Source organism: Polynucleobacter antarcticus (assembly GCF_013307245.1).
In the GTDB taxonomy this organism is placed as follows: Bacteria; Pseudomonadota; Gammaproteobacteria; order Burkholderiales; family Burkholderiaceae; genus Polynucleobacter; species Polynucleobacter antarcticus.
In genome coordinates, this window is sequence record NZ_CP028941.1 from 1,820,444 (window position 1) to 1,835,366 (window position 14,923).

A 14,923-nucleotide genomic window follows, 5' to 3' on the forward strand; every position below is an offset into this window, starting at 1 on the left:
TGAAGTGAACGTATTCCGAGGCCCAACCTCCTTTTCTGCAGGACCCGCTTGTGCCTTAAGCATCGGTAATTTCGATGGCGTGCACAGGGGACATCGCGCCCTGCTCAAAGACCTTAAGGAAGGTGCCCAGGCCAGAGGGTTAGTGAGTTGCGTCATGACATTTGAGCCTCACCCTAAGGAATTCTTTTCCGCAGAGCAAGCGCCGCCCCGTATTCTGAACTTACGAGACAAGCTTGCTGCATTTGCAGATGTGGGAATCGATCGCGTGGTGGTTGAGCATTTCAATGCGGCATTTGCTCGCCTCACTCCCGATGAATTTGTTTCTGAAATCATTGTGAAGCGTCTGCATGCGAAATGGATTTTGATCGGTGATGACTTTTGCTATGGCGCAAAACGCGCAGGTAATTTTTCAAGCCTCCAAGAAGCTGGTAAAAAATATGGGTTTGAAGTGTCTAGTATTCAAACCATTGCAGATAATGGCAACCGCATCTCAAGCTCAGCACTGCGTGAAGCATTAGCAAATGGTCAGATGGATCAAGTCACTAAATTACTAGGGCGCCCCTACGGTATCTCTGGTCATGTAATCCACGGACAAAAATTAGGTCGCACCTTAGGCTTCCCCACTTTGAACTTAGCGGTCGCCAATCATTTACATCACCGCAAGCCTGCAACGAGCGGCATCTTCACAGCACAGGTACTAGGCTTAGGTGACAAGCCATTACCTGCGGTTGCCAGTCTTGGTGTAAGGCCTACTGTGGAGGATGAAGGTCGTGTATTGCTAGAGACGCATATTTTTGATTACGATGCCGATGTCTACGGAAAAGTAATCACTGTCGAACTCTTAGAAAAAATTCGGGACGAGGCAAAATATCCTGACCTCGAAACCCTTACTACAGCGATTGCATCTGATGCAGCGCATGCCAGAAATTATTTCCAGAAAAAAGCTTATGTCTGAAAAAGAAAATTCATACCCCGTCAATCTTTTAGAGACATCTTTTCCGATGCGGGGAGATTTGCCCAAGCGCGAACCGCAATGGGTTGCGCAGTGGCAGAAAAATAGACTCTACGAAAAGATTCGTGCAGCACATGCCCATCAACCCAAATTCATTTTGCATGATGGGCCTCCCTATGCAAACGGGGATATTCATATTGGACATGCGGTCAATAAAATTCTCAAAGACATGATTGTGAAGTCCCGCTGGCTGATGGGCTTTGACGCTGTCTATGTGCCCGGCTGGGATTGCCACGGTATGCCTATTGAGATTCAGATTGAGAAACAGTTCGGTAAAAATTTACCAACTGCAGAAGTACAAGCCAAGGCGCGAGCCTATGCTCAAGTCCAGATCGACAAGCAAAAGAAAGATTTTGAGCGCTTAGGTGTTTTAGGTGATTGGAATCACCCTTACCTCACTATGAACTTTCGCAATGAGGCCGATGAAATTCGTGCGCTTGGGAAGATCTGGGAGAAGGGTTACGTCTTTCGCGGTTTGAAGCCAGTGAACTGGTGTTTCGATTGTGGTTCTGCCCTAGCCGAGGCTGAAGTGGAATACCAAGATAAGACTGATCCAACCGTGGATGTTGGCTTTGCATTTGATGACGCACAACGACCGCAGCTTGCCAAAGCATTCGGAATTTCTGAGCTCCCAGCAAAGCCTGGAATGATCGTGATCTGGACTACGACCCCTTGGACTATTCCTGCAAACCAAGCACTCAATGTGCACCCAGAGCTGACTTATGCCCTAGTGGATACAGGTGATCAATTATTGATCCTGGCTCAAGACCGAGTTGAAACGTGTTTGACGGATTACGGTCTTCAAGGCAAGGTGATCGCGACTTGTATTGGTCAGCAATTAGCGAATATCAGTTTTTGGCATCCCCTCGCTTCTTTAGATGATGGCTATAAACGTCTGTCCCCTATCTACCCAGCTGAGTATGTCACGCTCGATACCGGTACCGGTGTGGTGCACTCTGCTCCGGCTTATGGCGAGGAAGACTTTAAGTCTTGTAAAGCCAATAAGCTCGCTGACAAAGATATTCTTAATCCCGTCATGGGCAATGGGGTCTATGCCTCTTGGCTGCCTTTATTCGCCAATGAATATATCTGGAAAGCCAATCCGAAGATTGTGGAAGCCATGCGCACAGCGGGCAGCTTACTAAGAGATCAGACCTATACCCACTCCTACATGCATTGCTGGCGCCATAAGTCGCCGATTATTTATCGCGCTACCTCGCAATGGTTTGCCAGCATGGATAAAAAACCATCGGATGGTAAAGACAGCTTACGCAACACCGCTTTAGCAGGCATCGAGGCTACGGAATTCTTCCCTGCTTGGGGTAAGCAACGCTTACACAGCATGATTGCCAATCGTCCTGATTGGACTTTGTCACGGCAGCGCCAATGGGGCGTCCCTATGGCGTTCTTTGTCCATAAAGAAAGCGGTGAACCCCATCCACGCACAGTTGAGCTGCTAGAAGAAATCGCAAAGCGGGTTGAAAAAGAAGGTATTGAGGCTTGGCAGAAGCTAGAAGTCTCTGAGCTACTGGGTGATGAAGCCGCACAATATGAAAAGAATCGCGACACCCTCGATGTGTGGTTCGATTCTGGAACGACGCACTGGCATGTGATTCGTGGATCCCATCGTGATCAACTCTATCGTCCTGAATTCGAATCAAGAGATGGTCGCTTAGCAGATTTATATTTAGAGGGGTCAGATCAACATCGTGGCTGGTTCCACTCTTCTTTACTTACAGGTGCCATGCTGGATGGCAAGCCGCCTTATAAGGCACTGCTGACCCATGGTTTTACTGTCGATGGCCAAGGCCGCAAGATGAGTAAGTCGGTAGGTAACGTGGTAGCCCCCCAACAAGTTGCTGATAAGTTAGGTGCAGAAATTATTCGCCTCTGGGTTGCTTCTACGGATTACTCCAGCGAGATGACGATCTCAGATGAGATTCTCAAGCGGGTTACTGAAAGCTATCGTCGCATTCGTAATACCTTGCGTTTCTTGTTGGCAAACTTGTCTGACTTTGATCCCAGCAAACATGCGATGCCTACAAGTGAATGGCTCGAGATTGATCGCTATGCAGTCGCTCTTGCCAGTCAATTGCAAGATGAAATACAAGCCCATTACCAAGTTTATGAATTCCAACCCGCAGTAGTGAAGATGCTGGGCTTCTGTTCAGAGGATCTGGGGGGCTTTTACTTAGACATTCTCAAAGATCGCCTGTATACCAGCGCACCAGATTCTAAAGAGCGTCGTGCAGCACAAAATGCGCTGTTCCACATCACCCGCAATCTACTGAAATGGATTGCACCCTTTCTGTCCTTTACTGCAGAAGAAGCTTGGCACGCATTACCGCATGGCACAAAAGATAATTCCGATTCACAAGCTACTGAATCGATCTTCATGGAGGCGTTTGGCACTTTCCCAGAAATCACACACGCTACAGAACTCCTTGACAAATGGAATCGCATTCGGGAAATCCGCTCTGAAGTCACTAAAGCTATTGAACTTGAGCGTGAAGCCGGCCATGTGGGCTCATCCTTGCAAGCTGAACTCACCATCAAATTGGGAGATACCGATTTTGCTATTCTTCACTCCCTTGAAGATGACCTCCGCTTTGTCACCATCACCTCGAGTGCCAATATTGAACTCTCCAAGGATGGTTTAGGAGTACTTGTACGTGGCAGTCAATATAAGAAATGTGGTCGTTGCTGGCACCATACCCAAGATGTTGGTGCTCATGCTGAGCATCCAGAATTATGTGGTCGCTGTATCAGCAATCTCTTCGGTAATGGCGAAGTTCGCCTGTTTGCCTAAGGCAATAGCATCATGAGACTGTCTTTCTTACGCTGCCTAGCCATTGCCGTGATCGTGCTTTTGCTTGACCAGCTGACCAAGTGGTCTGCATTAAGCAATTTGCAACTGGGGGTCCCTCAGGAAGTATTGCCTTTCCTAAACTGGCGCTTACTGTTTAATCCTGGAGCAGCATTTTCATTCTTGGCAGATAGCTCTGGTTGGCAACGCTGGTTCTTTACTATTCTGGGGCTTGGTGCATCGACCTACATCATCTGGCTTCTCAAAACGAGTCAAGGCGACAAGCTACTGTGCTGGGCCTTAAGCCTCATTCTGGGTGGTGCCATCGGTAATGTACTCGATCGCATCATGTATGGAGCTGTTGTCGACTTTATCGATCTGCATTACGCCAATTGGCACTGGCCAGCATTTAATATTGCCGATAGCGCTATCTGCATTGGGGCTGCCCTCATTATTTGGGGTGAGCTACGCCGATCATTTGGCAAATCCACCCAATCCCGTTAAGCTGGCGCCATGCAATCACTTCTGAAGAAAAAAATCATTCTCGGCATCTCTGGTGGTATTGCAGCCTATAAGTCGGCTGAGCTAGCGCGCCTTTTAATCCAAGAGGGGGCGAGTGTTCAAGTGGTCATGACACAAGCTGCTCAGCAGTTTGTGACGCCTGTCACCATGCAAGCACTGACGGGCAATCCGGTTTATACCAGCCAGTGGGATAGCAGTATTCCGAATAACATGGCGCATATTGAACTATCCAGATCTGCTGATGCAATTTTGATTGCTCCCACTAGTGCAGACCTCATGGCTAAATTATCTTTAGGCCTAGCGGATGACTTACTCACAACGCTCTGCCTTGCGAGAGATTGCCCACTCCTACTTTCTCCAGCAATGAACAAACAAATGTGGGAGCATGCCGCTACGCAAAGAAGTGCGCAGCGCCTCTTAACGGATGGCGTTGCAGTGTTAGGCCCAGCAAGTGGTGTTCAGGCTTGTGGTGAAGTCGGTTTTGGCCGCATGCTGGAGCCCGCAGAAATTACCGAGCAATTGATTGCTTTCTTTCAGAAAAAAATCTTAGCGGGTAAAAGAGTATTGATTACTGCTGGCCCTACTTTTGAAGCAATAGATCCTGTCCGCGGTATTACGAATCGCAGTTCTGGCAAGATGGGCTTTGCAATCGCCCGCGCCGCAATAGAGGCTGGTGCTCAGGTCCATTTAATAGCAGGCCCCTGTGATTTAGTGACACCGCTTGCAGCCACTGGCAACATTATTCGCACCGATGTAGTCAGCGCTAAAGAAATGCATGCAGCAACCCTCAAAGAGCATGATTACGATATCTTCTTCGCCGTTGCGGCAGTCGCAGATTGGGCTATTACAAAACCTGCAAAAGAAAAGATAAAGCGTCAAGGTAATCAGGCGCCCGCACTAGAGTTCACAGCGAACCCAGATATTTTGTTAGATGTTGCAAAAACAGTTAAAACCAAGGCCGGGAAACCCTATCCCTACTGCGTTGGTTTTGCAGCCGAATCTACCGACTTACAGGCTCATGCACAAGAGAAGCGCAAGCGTAAGGGTATCCCCATGATTGTGGGCAATATTGCGCCAAATACTTTTGATAGTGATCTCAATCAATTACTCGTCATAGATGAGAATGGCAATAAGAAAATGCCTCAAGCTGAAAAGCTACAACTTGCACGCCAACTCATTCAACTCGTCGCCAAGAAAATTTAACTTGCCTTAGGAAATACGATGCAATCACTTCAGGTCAAAATTCTCGATGAACGCATGCGTACTCAGTTGCCTGCTTATGGCACACCTGGCAGTGCAGGCTTAGATTTACGGGCATGTATTGATGAGGTTATCGACATTGCTCCGGGCCAAACGGTACTAGTTCCGACTGGGTTGGCAATTTATGTTGAAGATCCTCGCTATGCAGCCTTCATCCTGCCGCGTTCTGGCCTTGGCCACAAGCATGGCATTGTGCTGGGCAACCTAGTAGGACTCATAGACTCCGATTACCAAGGTCAGTTAATGGTGAGCACCTGGAATCGCGGAAGCGCTTCCTTCAAGCTCGAGCCGATGGAACGTTTAGCGCAATTGGTCGTCATGCCCATTATTCAGGTGGAGCTCAAGGTAGTAGAAGAATTCAGTGAAAGTAGTCGAGGAACAGGTGGCTTTGGAAGTACCGGGCGTGGCTAAGAATACAAATCACCAATTAAAAAAGCACCCGCGGGTGCTTTTTTAACGTGGATACACTCACAGACTACTGAGGAACGAATTAGGTTTCCTCAACAGGCGCTGGTTTGATCTTCGGTGCCTTACCTACTGGTGCGGGGGCATCGAACTCTAATTGCACTTTACCGTCTGCATCAATATCTACCGCAACATGTCCGCCTTGTGCCAATCGTCCAAAAAGCAGTTCATCAGCAAGCGCTTTACGAACAGTATCTTGAATGATGCGCTGCATTGGTCTTGCGCCCATTAATGGATCAAAGCCATGCTTTGCTAAATGTGCACGCAGTGCTGGGCTAAATGTGGCATCCACTTTCTTTTCATGCAACTGCTCTTCAAGCTGCATCAAGAACTTATCAGCTACCCGCATGATCACAGATTCATCCAATGCCTTGAAGGAAACGATCGCATCTAAACGATTGCGGAACTCCGGCGTGAAGAACTTCTTAATGTCTGCCATTTCATCACCAGACTCACGTGCATTAGTGAATCCGATGATAGATTTCTGCATCGCTTCAGCACCTGCATTGGTTGTCATGATGATGATTACATTTCGGAAATCCGTCTTCCGACCGTTGTTATCCGTAAGCGTGCCGTGATCCATGACTTGCAACAGAATATTGAAGATGTCGGGGTGGGCTTTTTCTATCTCATCAAGCAAGAGCACACAATGCGGCTTCTTATTGACACCCTCAGTGAGTAGGCCGCCTTGATCAAAACCCACATAGCCTGGAGGAGCACCAATCAAACGGCTCACCGCATGACGCTCCATGTACTCAGACATATCAAAACGCAATAGGTCAATGCCTAGAATGTAGGCTAATTGCTTAGCAACTTCCGTCTTGCCAACCCCTGTAGGACCGGAGAATAAGAATGAACCAATCGGCCTATCTACCTTACCTAAACCAGCACGCGTCATTTTAATGGCACTGGCTAAGACCTCAATGGCGGGATCTTGACCAAATACCACGCTCTTAATATCGCGATCTAAAGTTTGCAGCTTACTGCGGTCATCTATTGAGACTGACTGTGGCGGTATACGTGCAATCTTGGCAACAATCTCTTCAATCTCTTGTCGACCAATGGTTTTTTTCTGCTTAGACTTTGGCAAGATGCGTTGTGCAGCACCCGCCTCATCAATCACATCAATCGCCTTATCCGGCAAATGCCGATCATTGATGTAGCGTGATGACAGCTCGGCAGCAGCCACTAAAGCAGCTGAAGCGTATTTAACACTGTGGTGCTCTTCAAAGCGGGACTTCAAACCGCGCAGAATTTGCACAGTTTGATCTACGGTAGGCTCAACGACATCGACCTTCTGAAAGCGCCGCGATAAAGCAGCATCTTTTTCAAAAATTCCCCGGTACTCCGTAAAGGTAGTTGCACCAATACATTTGAGCTGACCATTTGAAAGCGCAGGCTTGAGCAAATTACTCGCGTCTAAGGTGCCGCCTGAGGCAGCACCTGCACCAATTAAAGTATGGATCTCATCGATGAACAAGACGCCATTGGGATTATCTTTTAATGACTTCAAGACCCCTTTTAAGCGCTGCTCAAAGTCACCACGATATTTAGTACCTGCCAATAGTGCGCCCATATCCAGTGAATAGACCGTTGCTTCGGCCAAAATATCTGGGACATCTTTTTGCACAATGCGCCATGCCAAGCCTTCAGCAATCGCTGTCTTTCCTACACCTGCCTCACCAACGAGTAAGGGATTATTTTTACGCCGACGGCAAAGTATCTGAATCACCCGCTCCACTTCGCTCTCGCGACCAATCAGCGGATCAATCTTGCCTTGCTTAGCCATCAGGTTGAGATTCTGGGTGTATTGCTCAAGTGGGCTTTCTTTACCACCAGCTGCGGCCTCTTCGGTCTCAGGCGTTGCATCTGCGGGCTTAGCATTCTCGGTCTGATCTTTACGTACACCGTGGCTAATGAAATTGACTACATCTAAACGAGTAACACCCTGCTGCTGCAGAAAGTACACTGCATGCGAATCTTTTTCACCAAAGATGGCAACTAGCACATTGGCGCCCGTCACTTCTTTCTTGCCGCTGGAGGTGGACTGCACGTGCATGATGGCACGCTGGATTACGCGCTGGAAACCTAGAGTAGGTTGAGTATCTACTTCATCATTGCCTGGCACCACAGGCGTATTGTCATTAATAAAATTTTTCAGTTGTGTGCGAAGTTCGGCGATATTCACCGCGCAGGCTTTGAGGACCTCCACTGCTGTAGCGTTATCTAGCAGCGATGCTAGCAAATGCTCTACCGTAATGAACTCATGGCGCGAGGCTCTCGCGTCCACAAACGCCATATGCAAACTCACTTCTAATTCTTGGGCAATCATGCTTCCTCCATAGTGCACTGTAATGGGTGACCCGCTTCACGGGATAGTTCAACAACTTGATGCACTTTCGTTGCCGCAACGTCCCGCGTGAAAATACCGCAAACGCCTTTACCAACCAAATGAACCTGCAACATGATGCGTGTTGCCGTCTCATGGTCCTTCTTAAAATACTCTTGAATTACCATCACCACAAACTCCATAGGGGTGTAATCGTCATTCAATAGTAAAACTTTATACATGGAAGGTGTTTTTACTTTCTCGGCTTGCTTCTCGAGAAGAATCGTGTCTTCAATGTGGGGGTTATTAGGGCTACTAACCGTAGGGGTTTTCGTTGTACGACTCATAAGAAGCATTCTAAACACAGATATCTAAACGGGGATTTAAAGCCCTTGTTGCAAAAAACCATCAATAAATGCCTATTAAAGACATATTGGGGCATTTTTCCTTATAAAAAGGGGGGCTCAACCCGAACTATCTTCACTAGACCCCTTGACACCCCACCATAAAGGGCAAACAATCAAGGTGTAGGGTGAATTTGATGCCCTATTTAGGCGTGTTGTAGAGCGAGACTGATTAAAAAGTATTCACCCTCATCACGGTTGTTTTAAGATTATGTAATGGAGTTCGCATGGCGACCGGAATTGTAAAGTGGTTCAATGATGCAAAAGGTTTTGGCTTTATCAAACCTGATGATGGTGAAGAAGAGTTGTTCGCGCATTTCAGCGCGATCACAATGCCAGGGTTTAAAACACTCAAGGAAAACCAAAAGGTAACGTTTGACATTACCCAAGGACCTAAAGGCAAGCAAGCTACCAATATCCAAGGTGCTTGATCGTCTGTAAATCATTATGAGAAACCCAGGACTTGTTCCTGGGTTTTTTTTCGTCTGCAATTTATTTATTTATGACTTATTTATTTATGCAATCACGCCACATTAAATCTATTCTGCTAGCAGTCAGCAGCCTGTTCTTTTCAGCGGTGGTATTTGCCCAGCAAAATATTGACTTACCTATCATTGAACTCAAAGCTGGTATCTATCGCATTCAAGCAGAATTGGCCGATACCCCTAAAGCCCGTGAAGTCGGTCTCATGAATCGCACCAGCATGACTACCAATGCAGGCATGCTCTTTATCTTTGAGCAAAAAGCAGGCCATTGCTTCTGGATGAACAACACTAAGATTCCTTTATCGATTGCTTTTATTGCTGATGACGGCAAGATTGTGAATATTGAAGAGATGCAAGCCAACACCACCAATAATCACTGCCCTAAAGCAGCGGTGCGCTATGCCCTCGAGATGAACAAGCAGTGGTTCTCTGAACGGGTGATTGTTCCCGGCACGGTCATTCAGGGCTTGCCTAGGAAGTAGGTCCAACAATACTGAAGACAAAAAAACGCAGACCTCAGTCTGCGTTTTATCTTTACTCTGAAGGATTTATTTACTCAAAGTGGCAAACATAGTGCACTGGTGACTCAGCGCGGATGATGAAATACCCGCCCTTTTCGACTTCCCAACTTTGACCAGCTTTAAATTCCACTTCAGGAGCGCCATTAATGCTGACAAATGCATTGCCGTCCACTACTTCCATGATTTCTTTAACGCTTAAATCAAAACGTAAGGTACTTGGCAATACCACGCCAACCGACTTACGCACACCATTGGGCATAGTGACGGTATGCGATACGCATTTACCATCAAAAAATACATTGGCTTTTTTTCCTACGGATACTTGATCAAATTGCATCTGCATTCTTTCTTATCAAATCAGTGGTTATTTAGTGATTACCGTTATCGACTGACTACATTACTTTTTAGTGCGTTTACGTCTTGCAGTTTCCGCAATACGCATACGTAAGGCGTTGAGCTTGATAAAACCACCGGCGTCAGCCTGGTTATAAGCGCCGCCATCATCATCAAATGTAGCAATGGTCATATCAAACAAGGTATTTGCTGAGTCACGAGAGATCACGGATACAGAGCCCTTATAAAGCTTCAAGCGCACTACGCCATTGACCATCTGCTGCGTATGATCAATCAGTGTTTGCAAAGCGATGCGCTCTGGCGCCCACCACAAGCCGTTATAAATCATGCTGGCATAGCGAGGCATCAAGTCATCCTTGAGATGCGCTACTTCACGATCTAAAGTAATACTCTCGATACCGCGATGCGCCTTCAATAAAATGGTGCCGCCAGGTGTTTCATAACAACCGCGGCTCTTCATACCAACAAAGCGGTTCTCCACGAGATCTAAACGGCCAATGCCATGCATGCCGCCAATTCGGTTCAGCTCAGCCAATAAGTCATGCGGCTTGTAGGCTTTGCCATTGATGGCTACAGGGTCGCCTGCACGAAACTCAATTTCAATAATCTCTGCCGCATCAGGGGCTTTCTCAGGAGAAACCGTCCAGCGCCACATCGACTCTTCAGCCTCAGCATTCGGGTTTTCTAAATGACGGCCTTCATAGCTAATGTGTAAGAGGTTGGCATCCATAGAATAAGGAGATCCACCCTGCTTGTGCTTCATCTCTACCGGAATACCGTGCTTCTCTGCATAGGCCATCAGCTTTTCACGAGACAGTAAATCCCATTCACGCCATGGTGCGATGACTTTAATTCCTGGCTCGAGTGCGTAGTAACCTAACTCAAAGCGTACTTGATCGTTTCCTTTGCCAGTAGCTCCGTGCGATACAGCCTCAGCACCGGTCTGCCGAGCGATCTCAATTTGACGCTTTGCAATTAATGGGCGCGCAATGGAGGTGCCTAATAAATACTCGCCCTCATAAATCGTATTTGCACGAAACATCGGAAATACAAAATCACGTACAAACTCTTCGCGTAAGTCATCAATAAAAATATTTTCTGGCTTGATGCCAAACTGTAGCGCTTTTGCACGAGCTGGCTCAAGCTCTTCACCTTGACCTAAGTCAGCCGTAAAGGTCACGATTTCGCATTGATAAGTATCTTGCAGCCACTTTAAGATCACACTGGTATCAAGACCACCGGAATAAGCGAGCACTACTTTTTTAATATCAGACATGATTTCTATTCAATCAAAAATAAATTAATCTAAACGACCACACAGCAAGTATTCCATTAAAGCCTTTTGGACATGCAAGCGATTTTCTGCTTCTTCCCATACAACGCTCTGGGGGCCATCTAGTACTGCAGCAGCAACTTCTTCACCACGATGCGCAGGCAAGCAATGCATAAACAAAGCATCCGGTTGTGCCAAGGCCATCAATTCAGGGGAAACCATCCAATCCTTAAAAGCGTTCATACGTAAGGCATTTTCATCCTCATAACCCATACTGGTCCAAACATCAGTTGATACGAGATGTGCGTCTTTACATGCCTCTTTGGGATCAGAACAAATGGTTAAGTGCTTGAGTGCCCCAGTCGTCAATCTGGAGTGATCTAGTTGATAACCCTCTGGTGCAGAAAAACGAAACTGAAAATCTAAACATTCGGCTGCCTGTATCCAGGTGTAAGCCATATTATTTGCATCGCCCACCCAGGCTACTGTTTTACCTTGAATGGGACCACGTGCCTCTACATAGGTGAAGATATCGGCCAGTACTTGGCAAGGATGGTATTCATTCGTTAAGCCATTGATCACAGGTACGCGAGAATGCGCTGCAAAGCGCTCAATGATGTCTTGGCCAAATGTACGAATCATAATGATGTCGGTCATACGTGAAATCACCTGCGCAGCATCCTCTACAGGCTCACCACGGCCTAACTGGGTGTCACGTGTGTTCAGATAGACGGCATGGCCACCAAGCTGGTGTACGCCTGCCTCAAAGGACAGGCGAGTACGCGTCGAATGCTTCTCAAAGATCATCGCTAAGGTACGGTCATGCAATGGGTGCCAGGTCTCGTAGCTCTTGAATTTGGTCTTCAGCCACGCAGAGCGTTTGAGAAGATAGTCGTATTCTTCACGTGTCAGATCTGCAAACTGCAAATAATGCTTTACCTGGCCGGGCACTTGGGGCTTTGCCAAAGATGTCATTGTTGAGCTTTCTACTAACGTTTTAGCTTGCATGGTTTTTTTGGACTTCGTATTGCACAAAGATAGTTACAAAAATCATTTGAAGGTCTTCCCAGGCTGTTAAGCTTACGCTCCGAGAACACCTTTTCCTTATATCGATTCCTACGCCAATTTGACCCCTAAAAAGCTTTTCATTCAAGGCATTACAACTTCTGGCAAACCTTTTCGCCCCAGTGACTGGGCTGAACGACTTTGCGGAGTAATGGCTAGCTTTCGCCCACCAGGTGACACTGGGGATCCCCGCTTCACTTACTCGCCTTACGTCAGGCCAGTTCTCATTGCACAGGTGAAATGCGTTGTGGTTGATACCAGACTAGGGGAACTCGACCCAAGAGCGCTCGACTTTGTCATGAGCTTTGCCAAAGACAATAGTCTGCCAATTGAAGAAGCTTGCGAATTCCAACCCAAAACACAAACCTAATCTTAAAAACAAAAACCCGCTCTGATAAGGAGCGGGCTTAGACTCAGATTATTCTAAGCCTGCCTAAAACTGAAACGTCTTACGCTGCCATTGCCTTAATCGCTGCAGACAAGCGTGACTTCTGACGAGCTGCAGTATTTTTATGAGCGATCTTTTTATCCGCGATCTTGTCGATTGTGGATTGTGTTGCTACAAACACTTTAGCTGCAGCAGCCTGATCACCCGCTTCAATGGCTTTGCGAACTGCCTTGATAGAAGTGCGAAGCTTGGAACGCAAACTGGAATTGTGCTCATTCTGTTTTACTGCCTGCCGTGCGCGTTTACGCGCTTGTGCGGTATTGGCCATCTTTAAACCTTGTTCTATATAAATTACAAAATACGATTAACTAAAAACCTGCTAGAGCTCACCAGCTTTGTAAGCTGACTCACCAAAACCCAAGATTTTACAGTAAAGGACTAAAAAAGCCCAGTCGCTTGATAAATAGGGGAAAATTGGCCTATGAATCTGCTTTCTGCTGCCGCTAAGGTCAGTTCCCTCACAATGGTGTCTCGTATTACGGGACTCCTTCGGGAGACCCTGATTGCCCGTAGTTTCGGGGCCTCAGAGTGGACTGATGCCTTTAATGTTGCCTTTAGGCTGCCGAATTTACTGCGTCGCCTGTTTGCTGAAGGCGCATTTTCTCAAGCATTTGTGCCTATTTTGGGTGAAATCACTACTCAAGGCGATACCCAGCGGTCCAAAACCCTAGTTGATGCTGTTGCTACACTCTTATTTTGGGCTTTACTCCTTACGGTACTGCTGGGCGTCATTGGGGCGCCCCTGCTGATTCTGGTGATTGCTACGGGCTTTCAGGGCAGCGCTGCCTATGACGCCAGCGTTGTGATGACCCGCATTATGTTTCCTTATATTGGCCTGATTTCGATGGTTTCGCTGTCTGCAGGCATTCTCAATACATTTGGACGCTTTGCGATACCTGCTTTTACCCCGGTTTTACTCAATTTAGCCTTAATTGCTAGTGCCCTATTTTTAGCGCCCTACCTTGATCAGCCCATTTATGCTCTGAGTATTGGGGTTCTTGTAGGTGGCGTACTGCAGCTCGCTATTCAAGTTCCAGCACTCAGTCGCCTGGGCCTCTTACCCCATGTTGGACTAATACCTAGCGCAATCAAGGCAGCATTTCAAAATCCAGATGCTATGCGCGTTTTAAAGCTGATGGGGCCCGCAGTTTTTGCCGTGTCCGTTGCCCAAATTTCACTGCTGATTAATACCAATATTGCTTCACGCTTACAAACAGGCAGTGTTTCTTGGCTCTCTTATGCAGACCGCCTAATGGAATTTCCGACTGCCCTCTTAGGGGTCGCTATCGGTACCGTCCTCCTTCCCAGTTTGAGTAAGGCCAATGCTAAAAATGATTTGGTGCAAGCCGGCGAACTACTAATCTGGGGGTTGCGCCTCACCTTCTTACTTGCTGCGCCTTGCGCAATCGCCCTATTTATTTTCGGCGAGCCGATTGCAGCCGTGCTGTATCACTATGGAAAATTTAATGCCTTAGATGTGCTGATGACGCAACGTGCTTTGGCTGCCTATGGCGTTGGATTAATTGGGCTGATTTTGGTGAAGATATTAGCCCCCGGTTTTTACTCTCGGCAAAATATTCGCACCCCTGTAAAAATTGGTTTGCTTGTTTTAGTTGCTACTCAGTTAGCTAATCTCATTTTTGTTCCTTGGCTAGGGCATGCTGGCCTTGCCCTCTCGATTGGGGCTGGCGCTTGCCTAAATGCGACGCTGCTTTGGGTAGGCCTACATAGATTAGGGGCACTCCCCCGTTCTGCATGGCTAAAGTATTGCGGCCAACTTCTGCTTGCCTTGATTCCTTTTTCACTATTGCTGTATTACGCAGCTGGTCTACATCATTGGATTGAGCTTCAAGCAAGTCCTTGGCTCAGGATTGGGCTATTGGCTGCGTGGCTCACTGCCGCAGCGATCACTTACTTTGCAGCCCTCACCCTGGTTGGCGTCCGCTGGCAAAAATTTCTGCGTCATGCAAAATAGCATA

General features: G+C 47.2%; 15 protein-coding genes. 9 read left to right on the forward strand and 6 right to left on the reverse strand.

All coding sequences use genetic code 11. The features are described 5' to 3' along the window. Window positions 1-4 precede the first annotated feature (4 nt). Genes DCO16_RS09450 through dut form a run of 5 tightly spaced genes read left to right on the forward strand, consistent with a single transcriptional unit; the run spans window position 5 to window position 6,011 of the window. A complete protein-coding gene (locus DCO16_RS09450; protein WP_173943407.1) occupies window positions 5-955 on the forward strand; it encodes a bifunctional riboflavin kinase/FAD synthetase in 951 nt (316 codons plus the stop codon). Next, window positions 930-3,821, forward strand: coding sequence for an isoleucine--tRNA ligase (gene ileS / locus DCO16_RS09455; protein WP_415836228.1), 2,892 nt, complete (start codon window positions 930-932; stop codon window positions 3,819-3,821). The genes DCO16_RS09450 and ileS overlap by 26 nt, the downstream gene beginning before the upstream one ends. A gap of 12 nt (window positions 3,822-3,833) precedes the next feature. Continuing rightward, window positions 3,834-4,322: a signal peptidase II gene (gene lspA, locus DCO16_RS09460; protein ID WP_173943409.1), complete on the forward strand. Its 489-nt coding sequence runs from the start codon at window positions 3,834-3,836 to the stop codon at window positions 4,320-4,322. A gap of 9 nt (window positions 4,323-4,331) precedes the next feature. Next, a complete protein-coding gene (coaBC, locus tag DCO16_RS09465) occupies window positions 4,332-5,543 on the forward strand; it encodes a bifunctional phosphopantothenoylcysteine decarboxylase/phosphopantothenate--cysteine ligase CoaBC (protein ID WP_173943410.1) in 1,212 nt (403 codons plus the stop codon). 18 nt (window positions 5,544-5,561) lie between these two features. After that, a complete protein-coding gene (dut, locus tag DCO16_RS09470) occupies window positions 5,562-6,011 on the forward strand; it encodes a dUTP diphosphatase (protein WP_173943411.1) in 450 nt (149 codons plus the stop codon). 79 nt (window positions 6,012-6,090) lie between these two features. Here the strand turns inward: dut and clpA are convergent, their stop codons facing one another. Both clpA and clpS read right to left on the reverse strand, forming a co-directional pair. Then, the gene (gene clpA / locus DCO16_RS09475; RefSeq protein WP_173943412.1) at window positions 6,091-8,397 is read right to left on the reverse strand and encodes an ATP-dependent Clp protease ATP-binding subunit ClpA; all 2,307 of its coding nucleotides are present in this window, start codon (window positions 8,395-8,397) and stop codon (window positions 6,091-6,093) included. Next, window positions 8,394-8,750: an ATP-dependent Clp protease adapter ClpS gene (clpS, locus tag DCO16_RS09480; RefSeq protein WP_173943859.1), complete on the reverse strand. Its 357-nt coding sequence runs from the start codon at window positions 8,748-8,750 to the stop codon at window positions 8,394-8,396. The genes clpA and clpS overlap by 4 nt, the downstream gene beginning before the upstream one ends. A gap of 275 nt (window positions 8,751-9,025) precedes the next feature. On the opposite strand from clpS, the gene DCO16_RS09485 reads away from it, so the two are divergent. Beyond that, window positions 9,026-9,229 (forward strand): cold-shock protein, encoded by a 204-nt coding sequence (locus DCO16_RS09485; RefSeq protein WP_096672093.1) that lies wholly within the window; start codon window positions 9,026-9,028, stop codon window positions 9,227-9,229. A gap of 71 nt (window positions 9,230-9,300) precedes the next feature. Then, window positions 9,301-9,765: a DUF192 domain-containing protein gene (locus DCO16_RS09490; protein ID WP_254598037.1), complete on the forward strand. Its 465-nt coding sequence runs from the start codon at window positions 9,301-9,303 to the stop codon at window positions 9,763-9,765. 70 nt (window positions 9,766-9,835) lie between these two features. Here DCO16_RS09490 and ppnP read toward each other — a convergent pair whose 3' ends face one another. The 3 genes from ppnP to argF are packed head-to-tail and all read right to left on the reverse strand — an operon-like array spanning window position 9,836 to window position 12,406. Next, window positions 9,836-10,141, reverse strand: a complete 306-nt coding sequence (gene ppnP / locus DCO16_RS09495) for a pyrimidine/purine nucleoside phosphorylase (RefSeq protein ID WP_173943413.1) — start codon at window positions 10,139-10,141, stop codon at window positions 9,836-9,838. Window positions 10,142-10,201: 60 nt separating this feature from the next. After that, window positions 10,202-11,434, reverse strand: coding sequence for an argininosuccinate synthase (locus DCO16_RS09500; protein ID WP_173943414.1), 1,233 nt, complete (start codon window positions 11,432-11,434; stop codon window positions 10,202-10,204). A gap of 24 nt (window positions 11,435-11,458) precedes the next feature. Next, the gene (argF, locus tag DCO16_RS09505; RefSeq protein WP_254598136.1) at window positions 11,459-12,406 is read right to left on the reverse strand and encodes an ornithine carbamoyltransferase; all 948 of its coding nucleotides are present in this window, start codon (window positions 12,404-12,406) and stop codon (window positions 11,459-11,461) included. Between the two features lie 151 nt (window positions 12,407-12,557). On the opposite strand from argF, the gene DCO16_RS09510 reads away from it, so the two are divergent. Beyond that, on the forward strand, window positions 12,558-12,866 hold the full coding sequence (locus tag DCO16_RS09510; RefSeq protein WP_173943416.1) for a DUF3579 domain-containing protein: 309 nt from the start codon (window positions 12,558-12,560) through the stop codon (window positions 12,864-12,866). 79 nt (window positions 12,867-12,945) lie between these two features. Here DCO16_RS09510 and rpsT read toward each other — a convergent pair whose 3' ends face one another. Further along, entirely contained in the window at window positions 12,946-13,212 is a 267-nt protein-coding gene (gene rpsT / locus DCO16_RS09515) for a 30S ribosomal protein S20 (protein WP_173943417.1), read from the reverse strand. A 153-nt stretch (window positions 13,213-13,365) separates the two neighbouring features. Between rpsT and murJ the strand changes: the two genes are divergently transcribed. After that, entirely contained in the window at window positions 13,366-14,919 is a 1,554-nt protein-coding gene (murJ, locus tag DCO16_RS09520) for a murein biosynthesis integral membrane protein MurJ (protein WP_173943418.1), read from the forward strand. Window positions 14,920-14,923 lie beyond the last annotated feature (4 nt).

Bases quoted from the DNA above. Each gene is read 5' to 3' on its own strand.
- lspA (WP_173943409.1), top strand. From the start codon at position 3,834: ATGAGACTGTCTTTCTTACGCTGCCTAGCCATTGCCGTGATCGTGCTT.
- coaBC (WP_173943410.1), top strand. From the start codon at position 4,332: ATGCAATCACTTCTGAAGAAAAAAATCATTCTCGGCATCTCTGGTGGT.
- dut (WP_173943411.1), top strand. From the start codon at position 5,562: ATGCAATCACTTCAGGTCAAAATTCTCGATGAACGCATGCGTACTCAG.
- clpA (WP_173943412.1), bottom strand. From the start codon at position 8,397: ATGATTGCCCAAGAATTAGAAGTGAGTTTGCATATGGCGTTTGTGGAC.
- clpS (WP_173943859.1), bottom strand. From the start codon at position 8,750: ATGCTTCTTATGAGTCGTACAACGAAAACCCCTACGGTTAGTAGCCCT.
- DCO16_RS09485 (WP_096672093.1), top strand. From the start codon at position 9,026: ATGGCGACCGGAATTGTAAAGTGGTTCAATGATGCAAAAGGTTTTGGC.
- DCO16_RS09490 (WP_254598037.1), top strand. From the start codon at position 9,301: ATGACTTATTTATTTATGCAATCACGCCACATTAAATCTATTCTGCTA.
- ppnP (WP_173943413.1), bottom strand. From the start codon at position 10,141: ATGCAATTTGATCAAGTATCCGTAGGAAAAAAAGCCAATGTATTTTTT.
- DCO16_RS09500 (WP_173943414.1), bottom strand. From the start codon at position 11,434: ATGTCTGATATTAAAAAAGTAGTGCTCGCTTATTCCGGTGGTCTTGAT.
- argF (WP_254598136.1), bottom strand. From the start codon at position 12,406: ATGACATCTTTGGCAAAGCCCCAAGTGCCCGGCCAGGTAAAGCATTAT.
- rpsT (WP_173943417.1), bottom strand. From the start codon at position 13,212: ATGGCCAATACCGCACAAGCGCGTAAACGCGCACGGCAGGCAGTAAAA.
- murJ (WP_173943418.1), top strand. From the start codon at position 13,366: ATGAATCTGCTTTCTGCTGCCGCTAAGGTCAGTTCCCTCACAATGGTG.